The sequence below is a fragment of the Streptomyces sp. NBC_01304 genome (genome assembly GCF_035975855.1).
Taxonomy (GTDB): domain Bacteria; phylum Actinomycetota; class Actinomycetes; order Streptomycetales; family Streptomycetaceae; genus Streptomyces.
In genome coordinates this window covers 184,634-204,565 of sequence record NZ_CP109056.1, presented here as the reverse complement: position 1 = coordinate 204,565, position 19,932 = coordinate 184,634, and the positions used below count along the sequence as shown (strand labels likewise).

General features: G+C 70.2%; 22 protein-coding genes. 18 read left to right on the top strand and 4 right to left on the bottom strand.

All coding sequences use genetic code 11. From position 1 onward, the window contains the following. The first annotated feature begins 87 nt into the window (after window positions 1–87). The 5 genes from OG430_RS48595 to OG430_RS48575 all read left to right on the top strand — a co-directional run bounded on the left by OG430_RS48595 (window position 88) and on the right by OG430_RS48575 (window position 4,707). On the top strand, window positions 88–846 hold the full coding sequence (locus OG430_RS48595; RefSeq protein WP_327359733.1) for a toxin glutamine deamidase domain-containing protein: 759 nt from the start codon (window positions 88–90) through the stop codon (window positions 844–846). Between the two features lie 194 nt (window positions 847–1,040). Next, complete coding sequence (locus OG430_RS48590) at window positions 1,041–1,334, top strand: hypothetical protein (protein ID WP_327359732.1); 294 nt, start codon at window positions 1,041–1,043, stop codon at window positions 1,332–1,334. An 84-nt stretch (window positions 1,335–1,418) separates the two neighbouring features. Beyond that, entirely contained in the window at window positions 1,419–2,606 is a 1,188-nt protein-coding gene (locus OG430_RS48585) for a hypothetical protein (RefSeq protein ID WP_327359731.1), read from the top strand. A gap of 29 nt (window positions 2,607–2,635) precedes the next feature. Then, a complete protein-coding gene (locus tag OG430_RS48580) occupies window positions 2,636–3,481 on the top strand; it encodes a hypothetical protein (protein ID WP_327359730.1) in 846 nt (281 codons plus the stop codon). Between the two features lie 203 nt (window positions 3,482–3,684). Beyond that, a complete protein-coding gene (locus OG430_RS48575) occupies window positions 3,685–4,707 on the top strand; it encodes an ERCC4 domain-containing protein (protein WP_327359729.1) in 1,023 nt (340 codons plus the stop codon). 36 nt (window positions 4,708–4,743) lie between these two features. Here the strand turns inward: OG430_RS48575 and OG430_RS48570 are convergent, their stop codons facing one another. Next, the gene (locus OG430_RS48570; protein WP_327359728.1) at window positions 4,744–5,319 is read right to left on the bottom strand and encodes a hypothetical protein; all 576 of its coding nucleotides are present in this window, start codon (window positions 5,317–5,319) and stop codon (window positions 4,744–4,746) included. A gap of 419 nt (window positions 5,320–5,738) precedes the next feature. Continuing rightward, the gene (locus tag OG430_RS48565; protein WP_327359727.1) at window positions 5,739–5,975 is read right to left on the bottom strand and encodes a hypothetical protein; all 237 of its coding nucleotides are present in this window, start codon (window positions 5,973–5,975) and stop codon (window positions 5,739–5,741) included. Window positions 5,976–6,210: 235 nt separating this feature from the next. On the opposite strand from OG430_RS48565, the gene OG430_RS48560 reads away from it, so the two are divergent. The 7 genes from OG430_RS48560 (at window position 6,211) to OG430_RS48530 (ending at window position 13,106) form a co-directional block, all read left to right on the top strand. Beyond that, entirely contained in the window at window positions 6,211–7,209 is a 999-nt protein-coding gene (locus OG430_RS48560) for a DUF932 domain-containing protein (protein WP_327359726.1), read from the top strand. Window positions 7,210–7,411: 202 nt separating this feature from the next. Continuing rightward, window positions 7,412–7,954 (top strand): hypothetical protein, encoded by a 543-nt coding sequence (locus tag OG430_RS48555; protein ID WP_327359725.1) that lies wholly within the window; start codon window positions 7,412–7,414, stop codon window positions 7,952–7,954. 83 nt (window positions 7,955–8,037) lie between these two features. Next, entirely contained in the window at window positions 8,038–8,481 is a 444-nt protein-coding gene (locus OG430_RS48550; RefSeq protein WP_327359724.1) for a hypothetical protein, read from the top strand. Between the two features lie 79 nt (window positions 8,482–8,560). After that, a complete protein-coding gene (ligA, locus tag OG430_RS48545; protein ID WP_327359723.1) occupies window positions 8,561–10,612 on the top strand; it encodes an NAD-dependent DNA ligase LigA in 2,052 nt (683 codons plus the stop codon). Window positions 10,613–10,705: 93 nt separating this feature from the next. Then, a complete protein-coding gene (locus OG430_RS48540) occupies window positions 10,706–11,095 on the top strand; it encodes a hypothetical protein (protein ID WP_327359722.1) in 390 nt (129 codons plus the stop codon). 195 nt (window positions 11,096–11,290) lie between these two features. Further along, entirely contained in the window at window positions 11,291–12,688 is a 1,398-nt protein-coding gene (locus OG430_RS48535; RefSeq protein ID WP_327359721.1) for a hypothetical protein, read from the top strand. A gap of 103 nt (window positions 12,689–12,791) precedes the next feature. Further along, window positions 12,792–13,106 (top strand): hypothetical protein, encoded by a 315-nt coding sequence (locus tag OG430_RS48530; protein WP_327359720.1) that lies wholly within the window; start codon window positions 12,792–12,794, stop codon window positions 13,104–13,106. Window positions 13,107–13,273: 167 nt separating this feature from the next. Here OG430_RS48530 and OG430_RS49655 read toward each other — a convergent pair whose 3' ends face one another. Further along, the gene (locus OG430_RS49655) at window positions 13,274–14,752 is read right to left on the bottom strand and encodes a nucleotide-binding protein (RefSeq protein ID WP_442816777.1); all 1,479 of its coding nucleotides are present in this window, start codon (window positions 14,750–14,752) and stop codon (window positions 13,274–13,276) included. 526 nt (window positions 14,753–15,278) lie between these two features. Here OG430_RS49655 and OG430_RS48520 point away from each other — a divergent pair. From OG430_RS48520 to OG430_RS48495, 6 genes are all read left to right on the top strand, one after another. Beyond that, entirely contained in the window at window positions 15,279–15,503 is a 225-nt protein-coding gene (locus OG430_RS48520) for a hypothetical protein (protein WP_327359719.1), read from the top strand. Window positions 15,504–15,589: 86 nt separating this feature from the next. Then, window positions 15,590–16,423 carry a hypothetical protein gene (locus tag OG430_RS48515; RefSeq protein WP_327359718.1) on the top strand — a complete coding sequence of 278 codons (834 nt, stop codon included), beginning with the start codon at window positions 15,590–15,592 and terminating at the stop codon, window positions 16,421–16,423. 93 nt (window positions 16,424–16,516) lie between these two features. Beyond that, window positions 16,517–16,900, top strand: a complete 384-nt coding sequence (locus tag OG430_RS48510) for a hypothetical protein (RefSeq protein ID WP_327359717.1) — start codon at window positions 16,517–16,519, stop codon at window positions 16,898–16,900. Then, window positions 16,897–17,370, top strand: a complete 474-nt coding sequence (locus tag OG430_RS48505) for a hypothetical protein (protein WP_327359716.1) — start codon at window positions 16,897–16,899, stop codon at window positions 17,368–17,370. The genes OG430_RS48510 and OG430_RS48505 overlap by 4 nt, the downstream gene beginning before the upstream one ends. Before the next feature lie 47 nt (window positions 17,371–17,417). Further along, the gene (locus OG430_RS48500; protein ID WP_327359715.1) at window positions 17,418–17,876 is read left to right on the top strand and encodes a hypothetical protein; all 459 of its coding nucleotides are present in this window, start codon (window positions 17,418–17,420) and stop codon (window positions 17,874–17,876) included. Between the two features lie 96 nt (window positions 17,877–17,972). Next, entirely contained in the window at window positions 17,973–18,521 is a 549-nt protein-coding gene (locus tag OG430_RS48495; protein WP_327359714.1) for an HD domain-containing protein, read from the top strand. A 24-nt stretch (window positions 18,522–18,545) separates the two neighbouring features. On the opposite strand, the gene OG430_RS48490 is transcribed toward OG430_RS48495, so the two are convergent. Beyond that, window positions 18,546–19,868: a hypothetical protein gene (locus OG430_RS48490; RefSeq protein WP_327359713.1), complete on the bottom strand. Its 1,323-nt coding sequence runs from the start codon at window positions 19,866–19,868 to the stop codon at window positions 18,546–18,548. Window positions 19,869–19,932: the final 64 nt, after the last annotated feature.

Genomic DNA, 19,932 nt, shown 5'->3' with positions numbered 1-19,932 from the left:
AGATGGTGCTGGCCCGGAGCAGGGGAGCAATACGTGTGCAGATCACTCGCGCAGGGCGGCCGGCGCTGCCGCGGAAGCAGCCTGGCCATGCGCCGGGCCAAGTACGCGACGGCCTCCTCCGCGGCCGCCAAGAAGTACCGGCAGGCCCTGGATGAGGGTGATGTCGACTACGGCGGTCCCGCGTGGCGGGCACAGCAGCGCGCGCAGGAAGCCGCCGATCATGCCCGTGCCGCCGCGGAGGCCGGGGACCACGACGGTGCGGAGCGCGCGGCCCTCGATGCCAAGAACGCCATGAACCACGCCGCCCAGCTGTCCCAGCGGCACACCCAGAGCGCGAAAGCGAAGGCCGCGGCGGCCCGGCGTACGAACAAGCAGGTCGACAAGGCCCTCGACGAGGCGAACCCCAAGTACCAGGCGCACGTGTGGGAGTACTCGCACAACTGCAGCCACGTGGCGCAGGCCTATGAGCTTCGCCGGCGCGGTCTGGACGTCGAGGCCGGCCCGGATTCCACCAAGGGCAGGAATGTGGGCGAGCTCGGGGAAGCGTGGGGTGGGCACTTCACCCACTGCGACACCACCTCGGACACCGGCCGCTCCCAGATAGAGCGCGCCTTCGGCGAGCCCGGTTCGCGCGGCATGGTCGCGGTGTGGTGGAAGAACGGCGGTGGCCACGCCTTCACCGTCGAGAACGTCGACGGGAAGGTCCGCTTCGTCGACGGTCAGCCCAACCCGCCGGTCACCGATGCCTCGGAGTACTTCGCCCGAGCCAACTCCAGCGCCTACATGCGGCTCGACGACAAGCCCACCCCGTCCAAGAAGACCCTCGAGCCGTTCATCGCGGCATGACGCTCAGACGAGGCAGGCAGTCGGCGCGGAGGTGAGGTGCCGGGGCGCCGGTCCGGACTGCCGGGGAGACGGCCGTAGTGCCGGGCTCGGGTTCCGCTCCCGGCTCCCCGCCCGGAAACGGCAAGCGTAAAACTTGACTTCTGTTCGGGAGTCGGGTAATTTAGAGATTATAGACCTTCGGAGATTGGACCATCATGTCAGTGACGTATGAGCAGGCACGCGATCTGGTGCGGACCACCCTGGAGCCGACCTGGACGCAGGGCACCTTCAGCATCGACGACCGGAAGATCGTGGAGAACGACAAGCTGTTCGTGTTCGAGGTCGGTGCGCGCGAGTTCCTTGCGGACGGCGACAAGTCCTTCGCGGTGCTGGGCCCGGTGACCGTCGTCTACAAGGACGACGGCCGGGTGGACTCGCTTTCCTCCTTGCAGGTGGCGATGGACGACACCATCGAGCAGCACGACAACCCCACGCCCACCTTCAGCTGAACCGGCCCGGACAACACCCGTGTTTCCGGCCCGGTTCAGCTCCCGCCGACCCTCTTTCCCCTCCCCCGCCCCGGAGCCCTCCCGATGATGACCACCGACGAAGTCACCGCCGCGTTCGCCCAGCTGCCCGACAAGGTCACGACCAAGCAGATCGCCGAGGCGACCGGACGCAAGCACATCCACAACTGGAGCGACCCGTCGAAGGGCTTCGTCGGCTTCCCGGCCGGGACTCGTGAGGGGCGCACCGTCTACCGCGACAAGGACGCCGTCCTCAAGTGGTACCTCCAGCAGTCCTTCGCCCAGCCCAACCGGCGCGGGCGGCGTGACCTGCCCGAGGCCGTGCGCTCCGCCCGACCGGTGCAGACGCACCTGACCTCCGGCGAGATCGCCGAGACCCTCGGCATCACCCGGCGGGCGGTCAACAAGTACGCGGACCACTACACGTCCGACACCGCCGACCCGTTCCCGCTGCCCGACCCGGACGGCGAGCGGTCCTGGAGCGCGGTGCGGGCCTGGCTGCTGCGGCACAACGACCCGCTCCCCAAGGCCGGGGGTGACGGCGAGCTGCCCTGGGCGCAGTTGCGTTCGTGGCTGCTGCGCAATCATGACGACACCTACGAGCTGCCCACCGGCCGGGCCTTCACCGACGAGCTCGGGCTCACCCTCGGCGAGCGCGATCTGCTGGAGCGGGCGCGGCTCGCTCAGGCTTCCGGGGTGGAGGTCTCGGCGCAGTGGCTGGCCGAGACGCTCGGCCAGGACGAGGACACGGTCGGGCAGTTGACGGCCGAGGCCTCCCAAGCGCCGGCGCCCGCCTTGCGGATGCGCCCGGCGGGGCTGGCCCGGAGCCTGGGACTCACCGCCGACGGCGTGACCTACTGGGCCAAGACGCGTACGCCCGGCGTGAGCAGCGACCCCTTCCCTGCGGCGGACGCCGACGGCAAGCGGTCCTGGAGCGCGGTCCACGCCTGGCTGCAGCGGCGCGACGATCCGCTCCCCGAGCCCGAGGGCCGCGCCACGATTGCCTGGCCCGTCTGGGAGGAATGGCTGCTGCGCCGCCAGAGCGACACCCTGGCCTCCCCCACCGGCCGGGTCTTCCTCGACGACCTGGGGCTCACCCTCGGCGAGCGCGATGTGCTGGAGCGCGTGCGCCTGGCCAGGGCGGCCGGCGCGAGAGTGCCGACCGCGTGGCTCGCGGCCGTACTGCGTCAGAAGAACGGCAAGCAGGCCGAGCTCCTGCTGCAAAGCGCCGACCGGCCTGCGGCCGACGCGTGACGTACCTGTGGGCCAGTGCCCTGGTACCCGTGGCGGGAGACAGGTTCCTTGGGCCGACGGCGCTGGCGTGGCTCGCCGATACGGCGGCCGATCATCTGGCGCGGGGCGAGCGCTTCACCGTGTACCTGCCGCTGGGCTACAGGAAGACGCGGTCCGAGACGCTCGAAGCACGGCAGGTTCGCGCGGAGGCCACGATTGCGGACCTGGTGGGGAACCTGCGGCTGCGCCATCCACGGGTGGAGTTCGATCACCGCCGCCTTGATGTGGCGCGGTTCCAGATCAATTTGGTGCTCACGCCGGCCCACGAGTGGCATCCCACGCCCGACCACGAGACGCCCGATCCCCTCACGGTCAGAAGCGACGCCTCCTTCGCCGACGACGGACGGGCGCGCGCCGGCATCAGCATCACCGCGCGGCGCCGCTCGTACGCCGTGGATCTGTCCGGCATGGGTCTCGAAGGCAGCGCGCAGGCCGAGTTCATCGCCCTGGCCCTGGCCATGCTCGTCGGCGTGTCAGAGAGGACCCCGCTGACCGTCCTCGGTGACGAGGAGACAGCCATCCGGCACGCGCGCCTGCTGCACACAGGGCAGATGCCGTTGTGGGTAGTGGAATCAGGCAGTGACCTGGCCCAGAGGATCGCCGTGGCAGCCATGACCGCGGTACGGCTGCGGCACGTCCATATCCGTCATGTGCAACGTCGATACGTCGAGCGCGCGCACACCGAGGCCGCGGTCAACGTGGCCCACGGCAGTCTCGTCCAGCCCCGGAACTTCGCACGCCACCAGGGCATCCAGCTGAGCTGGTACGACAAGGCGCGTGGCCTCGTCCGCCATATGCCGAACATCCCCGTCGCAGCTCACCGAAGCCCCGGCTGAGACCCAGGCCGGCGCGCCCTCCCTCCCCCAGGGTCGCCTGTTGTCGCCTGTTCGCCTGCCCCCCAATGTCGGATGCAGTGCCACCGGGGCCGGAAGAGTCCGAGCCAATTTGGCGTCCCCGGCGAACCCGGTGCGGACCAGCACCGGGGGCCTGTAGTGGTGTTGTCCGTGCCGCACCGGACATGGCGCCCATACTGGGAGTTGTGGAGCTTTTGATCGTCCGGAACCCGGATCCGGAGTCGAGTCTGCCGTACCTGCTGCGGCTGCCTGTGGGCGGGCAAGTGCTGCTGTTCAAGGTGCGTGAGACGTGGCCACGGACCGCACCGGTGTACTGCCATCGCGTGAGCCTCGACGAGTGGCCCGAGGAGCCGGACATCGTCGAGCAGTCGGTGCTGCGCAGCTGCGAGCGGCGCGGGCGTGCCATTGACATCGTGCTGGACCGGGCCCGGGAGAACCGCTCGGAGCTGGTGTTCACGAACAACGCGAAGCAGGGCGGCCGCGAGGTGGTGTTCTGGAACACCGCGCGGACCCGCCGTCAGGCTCGTCCAGGGGTACGCGTTCCATCAGCGCGGGCGGGTGGTGTGGCCGCCCTGGAGATCACCGTAGACACCCGGGAGCGGTACGCGTACCGGTTCGCCGACCAGGAGGTGACCGTGGTCAAGCGGGCCCTGGCCTGCGGGGACTACGGCATCACGCACCAGGGGCAGTTGGTGGCCGCGGTGGAGCGCAAGTCGCTGTCGGACCTCGTCACCAGCCTGACCGGCGGACGCCTTGGCTATGCTCTCGCGGATCTGGCCGCGCTGCCCAGGGCGGCGGTGGTGGTCGAGGACCGCTACTCGGCGGTCTTCAAACTCACCAGGGTCCGCCCGGCGGTCGTCGCGGACGGCCTGGCCGAGCTGCAGGTCCGGTACCCGAACGTGCCGGTCTTCTTCGCCGAATCTCGCAAGCTCGCCGAGGAATACATCTACCGCTTGCTGGCCGCCGCACGCGTGTGGGCCGACGGCGAAGAAGCCGCGGTGCGGCGCATCGGAGTGGGCAGCCCCGAGACCGCCGCCGCGACCACGATCACGGAACCCACGACGGCCGAGCTGCGCGCCTGGGCCCGCGAGCACGGGCTCGACGTTCCCGACCGTGGCCGGCTGCGCCCGGACATCCGGCAGGCCTGGCATGCCGCGCGCCAGACGCGGGGCCACGGGCTGCGCGACATCTCCGAAGACGCCACATAGCGCCGAAGATTTGACGCCATGAAGGCGGCGTCAACGTCACAGGCCGGGGACACCCGTGCGGCAGTTTCCGGGCGCCAGCCACTCGTGCAGCGCCATGCGCCGATACACGTAGGGGCCGACCTCCTCTTCGTAGTGCCCGATCGGTGCGTTGTCCGCGGCGTCGTTCCACAGGTGCATCCAGTACCGGTCGGCCACCCAGTAGGCGGCCTCGGAGACCGCCGAGTCGTCCAGGACCAGGCTGTGGTCTCTCACCCGCCGCAGGGCCTCGGCCAGTTCGTCCTGCCCGATCGCCATCCCCCGGCTCGCGGCGACCGCGGCGAGGTCCTGGTCGACGGCCTCGACACCATGGTTCAGGGCGTACTCAAGGGCCTCGATCGCCGCCTGCTGGCCGTCCCTGAGGTAGCCGGCGTACTCGTCTCCGCCGCGCTCGAGACGGTCGGTGAACTGCTCGGGGGTGAACTTGCCGCGGCTGCGGGCGACCAGCCCGGCCGTCATCGCGCCCGGGTCCTCCACGGCGCCGCCGCTCAAGCGCCGGCGCGCAGCAGTGTAGGAAATGCCCTGGCGGGCGGCGAGTTCATGGGCGGCACGCTTGGTGTGCTTCTCAGTGGTCACGGTCTCTCCGAGGCCGGCGACGGCGGGTGATCCCACGCATCCCCACCGCGGGCTCGTGGCCACGGACAGGCGAATAGCACCACGTGAGGCAGTGCCCCTTGTCCTCGGCGCCGCTCCCTGCGTGGGCGGAATACGGCTCGGAGTCAGGCCGACGCGAAACGGCCGACTGCCACTCTAGATGCCGCCGCCGCTCACAGGCCGCAGACACGCGCGTGCCGTCGTGTCCCCCGGAATCAGGGCGTGAACGGCGGGGTCTGGGGTCGGCCTGGCCGCCGGTAGGGTGGCGGTGAACGCCTGTGGGTCTCCGTTGTGAGTCCGGCCGGCGGTTCGCAGTGAAGAGGGGTCAGACGGTCTTGCAAACCCCTCCGCGAGCAGGGGGGACTTCGGTCCGCCGTCTGGCCCCGCTGCGCTATGCGGTGTCAGTTCCCGGCCCCGCCCGCCTGACCGCCGACGCGGTCGTTGCGCCAGCGCAGCCAGCCGTCCCTGGCCAGCCACACCGTGCAGCCGAGGACCGCGGCGAGCGCCACCGCCATCACCGCGTACCCGGCGGCGCCGCCCTGGTTCGCGCCGAGCAGCGCCGCGGCGAACGCCACCACGCCCGTCACGATGAGCAGCGTCGTGCGCCTGTGTCCTGTCTGTTCCGTGCGTTCCGCCACGTCATTTCCTCCCTGGATTTCCCGTGCCGGAATGAGTGTCCCGCACCGCCGACGCCCTCGAAGGCCTCTTTGCCACATGCCCGCTTGTACGGCTTCGGGCCTGTGGCCTGGGGCTGCGTCATTCCAACACCACAACTTGACGCGTATAACTTGCCACGAGCTAGCGTTCCTTGTAAAGTTATACACGTCAGGGGGTCGGACGGGACTCCCGGTCAACCAAGGGAGCCATTTGCCTGTGACTGTGCTTGAGATCCCCACCGACACCACTGCTCTTCGCGCCCCCGGACGCCCCGACGCCTGGACCATCCTCGGCAAGAGCGTCCACACCGCGGGCAACGCGCAGCAGGCCCTCGACCAGGCGGCCTTGAGCAACTGGAACGTGTCCGTGTGGGACGACGTGAACGTCTCCCGCTTCGACGAGTCGGGGGTCACCACCCTCAAGATGGCCGACACCCGCGCCACCGTGCGCACCAACCCGGTCACCGGCAAGGCCGAGTACCTCGGCACCGTCGGCACGCAGTACACCCCGGTCCAGATCGACGACCACATGGACATGCTGGACATGTTCAACCGCGAGAGCGGCGCGACGTTCCACAAGGCCGGTGCCTACGGCCGCAACAACAGCAAGTTCTTCGTCTCGATGGTGCTGCCGCGCATCGTGCGCGTCGGCGGGATCGACGCCCACCGCATGCATGTGACGCTCTTCGGCTCGCACGACGGGAAGTCGTCCAACTCCTTCCACATCGGGCCGACCCGCCTGGACTGCGGCAACATGCAGCGCCTGATCATCAAGGGCGCCACGCACAAGTACGACATCAGCCACACCGCGTCCGCGCCCTCGAAGATCCGCGAGGTCCACCAGGCGCTCGCGACGCTCTTCGACTGGCAGGACGCCTTCGAGCGCGACGCCGACCGGCTGCTGAACACCCCGCTGTCCCTCGGCCAGTTCGAGCAGATCGCCGACTCCCTGTGGGACACCCCGGTCACCAAGCGACAGCTGACCAACTACGAGGCCCGCACCAAGACGCTGCGCAGCCTGTTCCTCGACGCGGACACCCAGGAGAGCATCCGGGGCACCGCATGGGCGGGCTTCAACGCGATCGGCGAGTACCTCGACCACTACGGCCGCGCCAACTCCCCCGCCCTGCGCGCCGCGCGCTCCCTCGCGGACACCGGCGCCGTCACCGACCGCAAGACGGACGCCTTCAACCAGCTGTTCGCGCTCGCGGCCTGACCCCCTGATCCGCCGCCGGGAGCCCGGCCCCCATCGCGCTCCCGGCGGCACCTGACGGCTGTACGGCGACGGTCCCGTCCCCGCAGCCGTACAGCCCGCCCGGCCCGTCCGGACCCCCTTGGACGGGCCGGGCCCCTCAGACCTCACACCCGTATCCGCCCGGCGGCAGTGTCCGTCGGCCCGTGTTGTTAAGGAACGCACCGTGGACTTCACCAAGGACATCCTCACCCTCAACGGCATCCGCGTCATTGAGTGGGAGAACGCCGAGACCCGGTTCCACAAGCCCGGCGTGCAGGACAGCTACTTCGAGCGCATTTTCAAGGTGCTCCTGGAGGACGACCGGGAGCTGTTCGTCGACAACGTGCCGGACTGCGCGTACTCGCACGTCAGCCAGAACGGCATCGTGCCGCACATGAAGCTGCACGCGGAGGTCACCGAGACTCCCAAGGTCACCACCCCGCGTATCGCGCAGGCCGTTCCGGCGCGCATCACGAAGACCGCGTCCCCGCGTACGGCGAAGGTGGAGTTCGCCCCGCTGTCGTCGTCGGAGGACATGGCCAAGATGTCGGTCGGCGACATGCTCACCCGGGCCCGGAAGGCCGGGCTCTACCTCACGGAGCTCAACAGCGCCAAGATCGAGCTGGCCCAGAAGGACCGGGAGCTCAACGACCTTCGGCCGCGCGTCGCGATCGCCGAGCAGAAGCTCCGCACCTTCCAGAGCGCCCTCAAGGGCCTCTCCGACTGACCGCCCCCACCGGCCGGGTGCGGCGCCCTGCGCGCTGCACCCGGCGTCACTCCCCCACCCCTCACCCCCGTGGAGACCGAAGCTTGATCCAGCCCAACCCCATGATGTGCGGCGCCTGTTGCACACCCCTGAACTACGTGAGCGACGCCTTCGGGGCGCGCTACGCCCACCCCGCATGGGTCGGCAAGACGTGGGACCACGCGGCCGTGCCGGTGCCCAGGGACGAGAGCCGGCAGCGCGGCGTCTGCGACTTCTGCGCCAGCGACCACCCGGTGACCGCGTTCTACACGCGCAAGGCGATCGTGCAGGACGAGGGCGGAAAGACGCACGTCTTCTCCGAGCCCTGGGCGTCCTGCGAGCGGTGCGCCGTCCACATCCGCAACCGCAGTCCGCACCTTCTCCTGGACCGCGCGGTCGCGGTGCTGCCCGGTCGCCTGAACCAGCCGGAGCGCCAGGCACGCCGGGCCGCGCTCAAGCCGCTCTACATGAAGTTCTTCCAGGCCGAGCCCGACGAGGTCGCGCTGTGAGGCCGTGACCGCACGACACCGATCCGTGCCCGGACTGCGGGCCTCCGCATTGTCAGACCCCTACGAAAGGATCACCTGTATGACGACTCCTGCACCCGCTCCCCTGACCGACCGCGCCTCCTACGAGGCCGCCGTCGATACGGCGCTGGCCGCGTCCGCGGCCTATTACGGGGAGGGGGACACCACTTACTCCGATGCCAGGTTCGACGCGCTGGTCCGTGAGATCGCCGCGTACGAGGACGCCTTCCCCGGGCACGTCCGTGCTGATTCGCCGATTGGGAAGGTCGGCGGCGGCGTGGCGCCGGTCGGCGACGTCGCGCACACCGTGCCGATGCTGTCCCTGGGCAACGTGTTCTCCGCCGAGGAGCTGACCAAGTGGGGCGCTTCGCTGGCCCGCCGGATCGGCGGACCGGCCGCGGGCGGGTACGCGGTGGAGCCGAAGCTGGACGGGGCGGCGATCGCCGCCCGCTACCGCAAGGGCCGGCTCGTCCAGCTGGTGGGTCGCGGGGACGGTGCCCACGGTGAGGATCTCTCGCACGCGATCGGCACCATCGTCGGCCTGCCCGAGCAGCTCGATAATGAGGCCACGGTCGAGATCCGCGGCGAGGTCCTGCTGACGCAGGCGCAGTTCGAGAAGGCCAACGAGATCCGCACCGCGCACAACGCGAAGGTCTTCTCCAACCCGCGCAATGGCACCGCGGGCACGCTGCGTGCGAAGGACCGCCCCTATGTGATCGAGACGACGTTCTTCGCCTACGGCGCGGTGGGCCTCGATAGTGTCGACTTCCTCGTTGGCGACACCCACGAGAAGGTCATGGCGCAGGTGCAGGCCCTGGGTGTGCAGACCACCGCCAGTACCGAGGTGGGGCTGCGCACGTGCAAGACGCTGGAGGAGGTCCAGGCCCGGGTCGAGGAGATCAGCCGGCTGCGGCCGGGTCTTCCGTTCGGGATCGACGGTGTGGTCATCAAGGCCGACAGCTTCGCCGAGCAGGAGACGGCCGGGTTCGCCACGCGGCACCCGCACTGGGCGATCGCCTACAAGCTGCCCGCGAGTGAGGCGCAGACCAAGCTCCTGCGCGTGGTGTGGAACGTCGGGCGGACCGGCAACATCGCTCCGACGGCCGTCCTGGAGCCGGTCGAGGTTGACGGCAGCGTCCTCGCGCGCGCCACCCTGCACAACCCTGCGTTCATCCGCGACAGCGGCATGATGATCGGGGACACGGTCATGGTCTGGAAGACGGGTGACGTGATCCCACGCATCGAGGCTCCGGTGGTCGACCTGCGTACCGGCGAGGAGACGCCGATCGTCCTTCCCGAGGTGTGCCCGAAGTGCGAGGGACCGATCAACAAGTCTGGTGAGCGGTGGGAGTGCGCGGGCGGGGCGGGCGGCGGCTGCGGTCTGCTGCCCTCCCTGAAGTACGCCGCGGGGCGGGACCAGCTCGACATCGACGGGCTCGGCGTCACCTACATCGAGGCGCTCCTCGACTCCGGTGATGTCGCCGATGTGGCCGACCTGTTCACGCTGACCCGCGAGCAGTTGGCGAAGGCGGCCCGCAGCGAGAAGCGCGCGGACTCACTGTTGGCGGAGATTGAGAAGGCCAAGGCCCAGCCGCTGAACCGCGTGTTCTGCGCGCTCGGCATCAAGAACACGGGCCGGACCCTCTCCCGCGAGATCGCCCGGCACTTCCACACCATGGAGGCTATTCGCGCGGCGGACGCTGAGTCGCTTGCCCAGGTGAACAAGCTCCCGGGGGCGAACGCCCCGAAGATCGCCGCCCGTATCGCGGAGTTGGGCCCGGTCATCGACAAGCTCGTCGCCGCGGGCGTCAACATGACCGAGCCCGGAGCGGACGCGGCCGACGGCGAGACCAAGGCCGAGGGCCCGCTCAGCGGTCTGGCGGTCGTCGTCACGGGCGGCATGCACGGTCCGCTCGCGCACCTCAACCGCAACGCGATGAACGAGCTGATCGAGAAGGCCGGGGGCACCTCCTCCAGCAGCGTCTCGAAGAAGACGTCCATCCTCGTCGCGGGTGAGGGCGCCGGGTCCAAGCTCGCCAAGGCGCAGCAGCTCGACACGAAGATCCTCAGCGAGCAGCAGTTCGCCGACCTGGTCGCCGACTACCTGACCTGATCCGACCGAGGTGGCCCTCCCCCGCTCGGCGGCGGGAGGGCCACCGCTGTGGTGGCACCACGATCAGCCCGACGACGACTGTGGGAGGACTCCATGCCCGAACTCGACCGCTGGCAGCAGCCGGACGGCTTCCCGAAAGACGCCTACTTCAAGGCCGTCCACGACGCCATCGCTGCCCATGGCACCCCGCCCGAGTCTTGGTGGCACGGCGACCCGTGGGAGGGCGCGATCATCCTCGACGGCGAGTCCCTGGCCGGCACCGGCGCCACGGACTACGACGAGGTCGTGGTGTCCTGGCGTGTTGACCAGGACTGCGAGCCGCGGCACGTCGACGACTTCGAGGGCTCCGGCTGGTACCTGGTGATGATCCGCGGCGAGAACCGTCAGGTACGGGACTTCACCACGTCTCTGCCTTACCTCCCCGAGCCCGAGCAGGTCGCCCAGGCGGTGGCCACCGACCTCGGTTCTCGCAGCAGCGTCTGACCCCAGCGCGGCCCGGATCCCTCCGCTGCAGGCGGGGCAGCCCTCACCGGCTGCCCCGCCTGCGGTGCGTTCAGACACCGACTGCCGTACTCGGGCCGTTGTGTGGCCTCTGTCCACAGGCCGCTCCTTCCAAGATCACTGCACTGCCGAAGCGGTGGTGCCCGCCGGCGGCGGGTTGGGAGGAGGGAGTGCGGTGTGTGCAGGTCGACAGCGAAGGGCGGACGGCGGTGTGCCTCGTCGCATCCCGCCGTCCGGGCCGCCAGGCGCGCGTCCGCGCGCCTGGCCCAGAGCGTGGCCGGCGCGGACGCCGGGCATCCCGCGCGCGCCGCGTACGAGCAGACGCAGGTGTGGGCGGCCCGGACGCGCGAAGCGGCCGAGGCGGGGGACGACGAGAAGGCCAAGCTGTATGCGGAGCAGGCCAAGCAGTCCGCGGCCGCCACCCGCGGGTTGATGACCGGCGCTCCGCCTCCCAGCGCGTCGCCGCCCGTTGACCCGCGTCTGGCGTTCGCGCTCGGCCCGCGCCCCGACGACCCGCCGGCCGGTGACGGGTGGGGTGTCCCGCAGTCACCGGAGTACCCCGAACACGTTCGCGCGGCCGCCGCGTTCGCGCAGGCCAGCGGTGTCGGCGGGAATGCCACGTTCCTGCCGCGCCAGGACGGCGGGCAGACCGTTGCGTGGAGCGACGACCGCTTCGCCGGCGCCGCGACCGTCTACCCCGGCAGCGACGGCGAGCCGCCGTACGCCCGAGTCGTGGTCACCCGTCTCGACCAGGACGGCTACCAGGCCCTGGCCGACTCGCCCTGGCCCTACCGGGTGGAGCACGGCCACGTCGTCTACGACCGGGTTCCCGCCGATCATGCCGAGCAGATCGTCACCGCCGCGCGGACCGGTCAGGCCGGCAGGCCGTGGGAGCGGCACGGCTTCAGCAGCGCCGGGTACCGCGATGAGCTGGACGACCAGCGGGCCGATGCGCTCGTGCCCGAGTCGGCCGCCTGGGCGGCGAGCCTGAATGCCGCGCAGCAGCACTGGACGGCCACATACACGGGCCATAAGTACCGGCAGATCAACGCGCACCTGTACACCGGCCGCGATCTGGACCAGCCGGCCGAGGGCATGTCCGTGCCGATGCGGGAGGTCAGCGGGAACATCAACTCCGCGATCCGCGCTGCTGGTGTCGCCGAGACGCCGCACCACACCTACCGGGGGTTCACCCCGCCGCTCGAGGCCCGCAAGGCCAACCGGGTCGCCGAGTGGGCGAGAGCGAACTTTCCCGCGGGCACCGACTACCAGGACAAGTCGTTCATGTCGTCGTCCCACTGCCCGAACGTCGCCGCCAACCCGTACTTCGCCCGCACCGAGTGGGACGACGGCGACGAGTACGGCGAGGCCGATCACGCCGTGGTGTTCGAGCTGGTCTCCCGCAAGGGCGCGGCCGTGGCGCAGCTGTCCAACTACGGCAACGACGAGCGGGAGCGGCTGCACGAGAGCGGCTCGAAGTGGGTGTCGGTGGGGGTGCAGGAGAACGTCCGCATCGACGGCCGCGACTGTGTGGTGATCCGGCTCGTCGACCGCGACGAGCTCCGCCGCTTCTAACCCACACCACAGAGTGCGTAATTCTTGACATCGTGAAGTTTTATGGGTAGACTGTTGTTGTGGGTGGGGATCATCCGCAATCCGGCCCCGACTGGAGGACGTTATGACCGACCACGGCAGCAGCCCCCGCTTCTCGCGCATGGCGGACCAGCCCGCACCCACCCCGACCCGCCCGCTCCCCGAAGTCGGGCCCCGCCCCTCGTTCGAGGAGCTCATGGCGCAGAGCGACACCCGCGACTACCGGCCCCTGGCCGACCTGTTGGGCGAGGAAGTCCGCTCCGAGCTCGGGCTGCAGGCCGGTGAAGGGCCTCTCCCCCTCGGCAGGGACGACGTCGAGCGGGTCCGTGACTACCTCTTGGCGCACCCCGCGCTGATCGAAGGTCTCCCGGACGACGTACGCGACCTGATCAACCTGTAAGCCAGCCGGCCACTTCGCGATGGATGACGGCGGGGGTGAGAGCGAGCCGGTCCCTGGCCCTCGGGGCGGACACGGCCGCCCCCTCCCGGTCTGACTTCCGCGAACTACCGCTTCGCCCGGCCCTGTTGCCCCGGATCTCCGGAGCAGCAGGGCCGAGCCATGCCACCTCAGCCCAGCAGGTTCCGGGCGATGGCCTCGTACGCAGTCCGCTCCGCGCCGGTGGGCGGGTCCGTGAGGTCACGGCGGCTGTGCGGGATGGGAGGGGTGAGGAGCGGGAGGTCGGAGGTGAGGCCGTCGAGGTAGTCGACGGCCTGGGCGCCGGGGATCGTGCGCTCGCCGAGCACGACCACACCGGCGCAGGTGCTGGCGGGGAAGGGCGCGAACATCCTGCCGAAGGCGCGCGGGGCCAGGCGCCAGCGCACATCCCACCGGTGGGCGCGCATTTCCGTGAGCCAGTGCTCGTGCCATCCCCCGGCCAGCAGGCGCCCCTTGGCGTCCCGGGTCTCGTCCATGACGAAGTCCCCGTGGGGCGACTGCGCCATGTTCGCCACGGCCAGCCAGTGATCGGCGATGTCGACGGCCTGGAGCTGATCGGTGGGGCCGACATCGAGGAGGACGACGTCGGCGTCCGCCGTGTGGGCCAGGTCGCGGGCGAGCGCCACGTCCATGGTGAAGGTGGAGCGCTGGGTGGCCGGCTCGACGCGCAGGCCCTCGGGCGCGTTCTGCAGGTAGTGGGTGGCGTCGCCCTGCGGATTGCCGTCGACGACCAGGACTCTGCGTCCCCTGGCTGCGAGCGCTCGGCCGAGCTCGATGGTGACGGTGGTGCGGCCGTGTCCGCCGGCGCCGTTGCCCCGGGGGCCGTGCCCGCTGACCACGGCCACGACGAGCGGGCGGCCGGCGACGGGCGTCAGGGGGCGAACCTGCTTGGCGCGGACGGGTGTTGCGGGGGTGCGCGGGCGCTTGCGTACGGCCAGGAGCTGCTGGAAGTCGGCGGCAGTGGGGACGGTACCGGTGTCGGTGTCGTCGAGCAGGAACACGTTGGGCAGATGCCGGAAGGCCATGATCCGGCGGAGTACCCGGCTGCGGGACATCGGTTCGCCGATGGCCCGTGCATAGTCACCGAGGCGTTCGCGTTCCGTGTCGGTCCAGTCGGCCATGGTCCGCAACGGGTGGCCACTTGAGGGCAGTTCACCGACCCAGGCCTTCGCGTCGACGGCGTCGTCGCCGTGCAGCTGGAGGGTGATGGATGCGGGGGTGCCGGGCCGGTGGAGTTCGATGCGTCCGCGGCCGAGGGTCCGGGCGCGCAGCCCGGGGATCCCGGTCATGATGTCCAGGTCTGGCAGCAGGTCCGGCAGCAACTGGTCGAGGATGCCTTCCCACAGTTCCTCGACGAGGTCGAGTACCAGTCCGTCGTGGCGCGGCCGCACCCGAACGAGCCCGTAGAGGTGGTCCTCGGTGGGCAGGTGGTCGCGGGCGAAGGACTGGTCGAGCTCGTGGAGGACGGCGGCCTCCAGCGCGGCCTGCTCCTCGTGAGCGGGGTCGGGCACGCCATCGCGGCCTGCCAGGTCGATCTGGGCCTGCTGCAGGGTCTCGCCGGTGAGCTGGGTGCGCAGGCGGGCACGGAGGGATTTGTGCGGGGCAGCCATTTTGGGCACCTTTCGTCCGTCGCCCGGCTCGACGTCGAAGGGTGAAGGGATGCGAAAGCGGTGGCTCTGACGGACTGTTGGCCCGCTTCGGTGATCACCTTGCCGTGCCGGGTGGCTGAAGGCTCTGCCAGGCCGCGTATCCGGCCCTCGCGGTTCACGGTAGCAGCGCCCAGACCGGCCGCGGTCCGGCGCCGGGAATCTCGGCGCCGAACCGCATGAGTCCGTCGTCCGGTTGACCGGGCGAGCGCGCCGGGCCCGTTGCGAACCGCCTGACTGTCGAGGGGCCCGAAGCGCTCGGCCGCAGTCCGGCGCAGGACGCCGGTGTCCGTACCTGCCCGTCTGCCGGGGTCGTATCGCGGCGGCGCATGAGCGTCCGCGGCGCAGCGGGCCAGGCCAACAGCGGTGCCGTGAGGCCTTGTTGCCCCATGGGACGCAACTCCCCCAAGAATCTTGTTCATAATTCTTGACGTCATCAAGTTTTATGTGGGATCATAATTCTTGACGGCGTGAAGCGTTAGGGGAGAACATGGCAACGAAGAAGGACCTCAACAAGCTGCGCGACCAGGCGGAGCAGCAGGGCTTCGTCCTCAAGGAAACGAAGCGGAAGCACTACCTGGTCTACAAGCCGATCCGGGACGGGAAGGAAACCAAGCTCGTATTCGTCACCTCGATGCCGGGCACCCCCAGCGAGTACCGGGGGCTCAAGAACGCTATGGCGGCTCTCAAGCGGGCCGGGTTCATCAAGCCCTGACCGGGCGACTGGCGCCGGGGGCAACCCCGGCGCCCGGCCGGTCGCGCGCCGTCACCACACACGAAGACCATGAAGAAGAGGAACCCATGACCCAGTTCAACGTGTACGTGGAGTTCGACGCCCCCGACATCACACCCGAGGCCTGCAGCGAGATCCACGAGGACCTCCTCGACCACAGCCCCGCCGTCGGCATCGCGCCCAACTCCCACCTGTCGATCCGCCTGTTCGTCGAGTCCGACTCCCCGCTCAACGCCGGCACCCACGGCCTCGAGTACGCCCAGGGCGCCGCGATGAAGTACGGCATCTCCCCCGCTGCCGTACAGGGCTTCGAGGTCCTGACCGAGGCCGAGTTCGACCGCCGGCTCGATCTGCCGGCTGTGCCCGAGCTGGCCGGCACCGCGGAGGCCGCGGACATCATCAAGGTGTCCCGGACCCGCGTGGGCCAGCTGCTCAAGGACGGCGACCTGGCGCCGTACCACGTGCAGGCCCTGGCCTCCGGACCGCTCTTCGACGCCGAGGGGCTGCGCCGGTACGCCGCGACCGAGCACAAGGGCACCCGCGGCCGGCCCAAGGCCGAGATCCCGCTCACCGATCTCGAGCGCGCCCTGCTGGAGGTGCTCGCCGCGGCCTCCGTTCACGCCCCGCTCCCCTCGGCCGGCGAGCTGTACGAGATGGCGGCCGGCGCCGTCGACGGTTCGGTGGGCAGGGCCCAGGTGCGCCTGCACCAGCAGCCGGCGTTCTCCGCGCTGCCCGGCGCGCTCGACAGCCTGGTCGGCCACCGCCTCGTCCGCACCCGTTCCGTGTCCCTCAAGGAGGCGGCCGGCGGTCACGAGGACGACCTGGTCGTCACCGTGCTCGGCAAGGGGCTGCGGCACGCCGGCGTCGAGGCCCCGGCGGCCGGCGCCAAGGAGCAGTCCTGAGCCGGCAGCCGGCCAGACACCGGATCCGCTCGCTGCACGATCGCGATCCGCAGGAGCGCGACTCTCCCGTCAACGACTTCAGGAGCAGCACGCATGGATGACCAGTACACGGCTGTCGAGCTCGCCGCCGAACTCGACCATGTTGCGTCGATGTCCCCCGAGATGACCGGCCCGTTGGCGATGCTCGACGAGGAGGCTCTGGGCTGGACGATGCGCTACCCGCAGTTCAACGCGCCGCACCAGGCGTTCGCCCAGGCCCGGGCGCAGCACTGGCCCCGCACCCGCACGGAGGACACCTGGCTTCAGGTGACAACGACCGCGCGGGCTCTGGCGACCGCGCTGCGGGAGCTCGGCGACGTCCAGCTCCAGCGCTGCACCGAGCAGACGGCTTGGGGGCCGTGCGAGCGGGTGCTGCCGGAGCAGGGACCGTGCCGGGGTGCCAACCAGCACGCCCCCTCTCCCGAGGGAACGCAGTGACGCCGGCCGCCGACGGCACCCGCATCTGCCCCGTTGCCCACTACTCGCTGGCTACGCCGTGCTCCCTGCCGGCCGACCATCCGGACACCTGGCACGAGACCTTCCATCCGGACACCGGCCGGCCGCTGCGGTACCGCACCCTGCTCGGGACGCGGCACACCCAGGAATGGGAGTTCGACGACGATCCCGCGGCGCCGGATGCGGGCCAGTGGGTGACCTGGCACTACGTCACCGCGGAGACGGGGCCGACGCCCCTCGTGCCGGAAGACCTCGACCAGCGCGTGGCCGTCCTCCTGGCCAGTCACTTCCTCACGGGACAGGCCGGCACGGACGACGAGTGCGCATGCGGAGTCCGGTATCCGGCAGGCGGCTACTACGCCCACCTCGGCCGCGAGGCGTCCCTGCTCGTCCGCGGCTACTTCGACCTCGGGCTCGGCTCCGGGCGAGGCCTCTCTGTCCCCGCCAACTGACGGGCGACCGCGCCGTTCGCGTCCCCCACGTTGATGAAGGAAGTCCGATGACGCAGCAGAACGACGATCCGTTCGAGCAGTTGATGACGGCGCTCGGCGGTGACGGGCTGGCCCGGCGGATCGCCAACGCCCTGTGGCACAACCACATCAGGACTCTCGATGACCTGCGCGTCCTGAAGCAGGCCCGGGGCCAGGAGGGTCTCGAGGTCTTCATCGGGGCCGCGCGCAACCTCGGCGTCAAGGCGACCCGGCGTATCGAAACGGCCCTGTCCGGCGCCGACGGTGCGCCCCTTCCTGCCGGGGCCACGCAGACCGTCGGCACCGATGTGCCGACCGTCCTGGTCGAGCGGCTGAAGAACACCGTGGCCACGCTGAAGGCGCAGGGCGTGAAGGACATCGTGGACAGCGCCTTCGACGCGAACGGAGTCCGGGCCGACAGCCTCACCACCGCCGATCTGGCCCTGATCCTGCACCTCTTCCAGTCGGCCAAGGCGCCCTCTGGATAGCCGCCTCTCCCCCGGCGCCGGCATCCCGCCGGCCGCCCCTCTGGTCCACACCTGCCCCTGCCGAAAGCCAGGGTTCGCCCTGATGAAGGAGAACCGATGAAGTCGCTCGACGAAGTCACCGTGCTGGCCGAGCAGGCGCATGCCGGACAGACCGACAAGATCGGCGTCGCGTACATCGAGCACGTGAAGTCGGTGGCCGCCGGTCTCGCCCCGTTCGGTGACGAGCTCGTCATGGCGGGTCTGCTGCACGACGTGGTCGAGGACACCCCGTGGACCGCGGCAGGACTGCTGTCCGCCGGCGTCGGCGAGCGGGTGGTCGAGATCGTCGAGGCGGTCACCAACCGGCCGGGGATGACGTACGAGGCGAAGATCCGGACCATCGTCGCCGACCCGCAGGCCACCCTGGTGAAGATCGCCGACAACGCCCACAACTCCCGCAGCGACCGGGCCGCCCAACTGGACAAGGCCAAGCGGGAACGGCTAGCCGCGAAGTACCGGGCTGCGCGCGCTGTCCTGTGGCCGGCGGCGAGCAGGGCAGACATCGTGGCGATCGTCGGCATCGTGAATCCGGAGCTGCTCGGGGAACTGGACGACCATCACCCGGAGTCGGCTGTCCCGGCCGACTTTCCTGTTGAGGCACGGTGAAGTCCGCGAAGGCCCGCCGTCCGGTCATGCGGCTTGCTCCAGCGTGGAGGAGTCCTGACGTACGGGTCTGAGGTCGCCGCACCACACCGGCCGGGCCGGATCGGAGCAGTCCCAGCCGCGCCATCGGTCGTCGAGGAGTTCACCAGTGTGGGGGTCGACGACGCCTTCGGGGACAACGACAAGAGGTGGGCGGGCGGGTTGGCGACGGACGGGGCGTTCGGCCAGCCACCGTTGGAAGTTGGAGCGTTCGCGCGCGTGGCGTTGCTGGCGGGTGGCTCCCCTGCCGTGGGTGCCGTGGTTCTCGGCGGCCTGCTCGAGGACTTGGTCGTCGGCGTCCAGGCGGACATCGCCGGCGAGTTCGATGCTCAGGTAGTACAGGCCTTCGCGCTCTTCGGCCAGGCCGTCGTCGACGAGTGAGGTCATGCGGCGTTTGATGGTGGTGCGGTGCAGGGTGGTGGCCTGTTGCAGCTGGTCGGGGCTGAGTCCTTCGACCGGGTCGAGGCAGGCGAGGAGGCGGGCGCCGCTGGTGCCGTGGGCCCAGTGGTGGAAGGCGTCGTGTGCCATCACCTCGGCCAGGACGAAGGTGTCGGTAAAAGTGTGCGGGTCCGGGACAGTTGCCATCACCTTGGTGGTGGGGGGCAGGAACTGTCCCGGCGCTGCACCGGCGGTGATCCGGTCGCGGATGGTCTTGGGGACTTTCAGGCGCCATTGGGAGCCGTGGTTCTTGCCGGTGCCGGGCGTATCCAGGGTGAGCCAGCCGGCCTTGCGTAGGCGTGCGTTGCTGGCTTCGACCGTCGACCTTGAGCAGCCCATCTGTTCGGCGAGCGGCCGCAGGGCGATGGTGTGGTCGAGTCCGCCGGAGCGTTCGCACAGGCGCAGGCGGGCGGCGAGGTTCTTGTGGTCGGTGGCTCCGCCGTCGCGGGTGGGCCAGGTGAGCGATTCCACGATGCGGCGGAACTCCTCGACCTTCTCGACTGCGTCCTGGCGGCCGGTGATGGGCTCGTTGGCCGCAGCGAAGTCGGCGGCCTTGTCGAGCATCTCGGTGAGCTTGTTCTCCGCGTACAGGCTGCCCTTGCGCTCGCGGAGTTTGCGGGCCCACCAGCCGCCTGCCGTCGGCGTGTAGATCAGCGCGTGATGAAAGTCGGCGGGCGTCCATCGGCGGCCGGGCTGCGAGCAGGCGAGCGCGAGCGCCATGGTGAGGCGGTATCCAGTGTCGGGATCGTTGTGCCCGACGTAGCGGCCGTTGACGTCGCCGTCCAGGAGGAGCCTCCGTGCGCGGGCGGTGAGTCCGCGGCGCTCCCACACGGGTACGTGCCGCCGCCGTCGGCTCTGGACCGGCGCGCTCATGATGTCTCCCCCGACCGTGAGGGGGACACCACATCGCACCGCTCCCCTGCCGGACGCCGGGAAG

Excerpts from the sequence above, each read along its gene's own strand:
- OG430_RS48595 (WP_327359733.1), top strand. The coding sequence starts at position 88 with ATGCGCCGGGCCAAGTACGCGACGGCCTCCTCCGCGGCCGCCAAGAAG.
- OG430_RS48590 (WP_327359732.1), top strand. The coding sequence starts at position 1,041 with ATGTCAGTGACGTATGAGCAGGCACGCGATCTGGTGCGGACCACCCTG.
- OG430_RS48585 (WP_327359731.1), top strand. The coding sequence starts at position 1,419 with ATGATGACCACCGACGAAGTCACCGCCGCGTTCGCCCAGCTGCCCGAC.
- ligA (WP_327359723.1), top strand. The coding sequence starts at position 8,561 with ATGACGACTCCTGCACCCGCTCCCCTGACCGACCGCGCCTCCTACGAG.
- OG430_RS48540 (WP_327359722.1), top strand. The coding sequence starts at position 10,706 with ATGCCCGAACTCGACCGCTGGCAGCAGCCGGACGGCTTCCCGAAAGAC.
- OG430_RS48530 (WP_327359720.1), top strand. The coding sequence starts at position 12,792 with ATGACCGACCACGGCAGCAGCCCCCGCTTCTCGCGCATGGCGGACCAG.
- OG430_RS49655 (WP_442816777.1), bottom strand. The coding sequence starts at position 14,752 with ATGGCTGCCCCGCACAAATCCCTCCGTGCCCGCCTGCGCACCCAGCTC.
- OG430_RS48520 (WP_327359719.1), top strand. The coding sequence starts at position 15,279 with ATGGCAACGAAGAAGGACCTCAACAAGCTGCGCGACCAGGCGGAGCAG.
- OG430_RS48515 (WP_327359718.1), top strand. The coding sequence starts at position 15,590 with ATGACCCAGTTCAACGTGTACGTGGAGTTCGACGCCCCCGACATCACA.
- OG430_RS48510 (WP_327359717.1), top strand. The coding sequence starts at position 16,517 with ATGGATGACCAGTACACGGCTGTCGAGCTCGCCGCCGAACTCGACCAT.
- OG430_RS48500 (WP_327359715.1), top strand. The coding sequence starts at position 17,418 with ATGACGCAGCAGAACGACGATCCGTTCGAGCAGTTGATGACGGCGCTC.
- OG430_RS48495 (WP_327359714.1), top strand. The coding sequence starts at position 17,973 with ATGAAGTCGCTCGACGAAGTCACCGTGCTGGCCGAGCAGGCGCATGCC.
- OG430_RS48490 (WP_327359713.1), bottom strand. The coding sequence starts at position 19,868 with ATGAGCGCGCCGGTCCAGAGCCGACGGCGGCGGCACGTACCCGTGTGG.